Source organism: Dysgonomonas sp. ZJ709 (genome assembly GCF_011039195.1).
GTDB lineage: Bacteria > Bacteroidota > Bacteroidia > Bacteroidales > Dysgonomonadaceae > Dysgonomonas.
On sequence record NZ_JAAKEM010000080.1, the window covers coordinates 1 to 1,165 of the forward strand.

The window sequence follows — 1,165 nt, forward strand, 5'->3', positions numbered from 1 at the left end:
CTTCTTCCATTGCTAATTCAAAGGAAGCTCTTAGGGAATCCTTGAATTTTAAATCTTCATCATTTGCTTGTTTCATGTTTATTTTTTTAAGTGAATTTTGGGTTAGGTTTGTATGTTGTTACCTAAATAGCACTATTAACACTATACCTAAAACTGAACTATCATGAAAAAGTATGCAATTATCGTATTCTTCTCTATACTATTTTCTGCTTGTGGAACCACCCGTATAGCAGATGTTAGCAACCTAAGGATGGGCATGGATCCCGACGATGTAGCCCAAATTATGGGTAATCCTGTGCGAATTCTATCTAGTAATAACTACTCTGATGGGGTTCAAGAAGTATATCAGTATATAAACTATAGAAACGAAGCATATGCTATTGAATTTTGGAATAATAGGCTGTCGGGTTATGATTTTATGTATGTGGTAGCTGAGCCGATGCCTCCTATGGGTGTTGCTCCAATGTACCCCATCTATCCGGTACATCCTGTACAACCTTCACCTGGAAGGCCTCCGCAAGCTGTCAAACCGGCAAAACCGATAAAACCAGGGAATAGTATCCGTCCGGGAAGTAGTGGAAATGTTCGTCCGGGCACGGCGGCAAATACTCGTCCTGTATATGACAATACTGGTAATAAAAAACCAACAACAGCAGGCACACGCCCTACAACAAATCAAGGGACAACGCGCCCAAGCAATAATACAACCACCGAAAGACCTACAACGTCAGGAAGTAGTTCAGATTCAAATCAGTCAACCTCCGGTGGCAGAAAAGAAGCAACTTCAAGTACTTCCGATAGTAAAAAAAACAGAACATCGGGCAGAGGTAGATAGATATAAAAACTTAAGTCTATATAAATAACGTGAGTTCGATATAAAAAAGGAGTAAAACTAATAAAATATTTAGCTAAACCTGTCATCCCGATACGCAGTGAGGGATCTATAATATTCTGAAATGAGGAGTAGTACAGATCCCTCACTGCGTATCGGGATGACTCTTATATTTGTTTTATAATTTACTATTCAAAAAGCAAGGTTAATTTTATTCTTTTGTTGTAAAAAAGTAGAGATTAACCGATTATCAAAAGTAAACTATGGGATGACATAAAGTTGAAACTTTATTTCTTGAATTAGACTTTTGATAATCAAGCTGAAGATACCATA

Annotated in this window: 1 protein-coding gene; it reads left to right on the forward strand. The window is 37.5% G+C overall.

Features of this window, described 5'->3' with window-relative positions; all coding sequences use genetic code 11:
- Positions 1 to 163 precede the first annotated feature (163 nt).
- Positions 164 to 835 carry a hypothetical protein gene (locus tag G7Y56_RS18430; RefSeq protein ID WP_165045925.1) on the forward strand — a complete coding sequence of 224 codons (672 nt, stop codon included), beginning with the start codon at positions 164 to 166 and terminating at the stop codon, positions 833 to 835.
- Positions 836 to 1,165 lie beyond the last annotated feature (330 nt).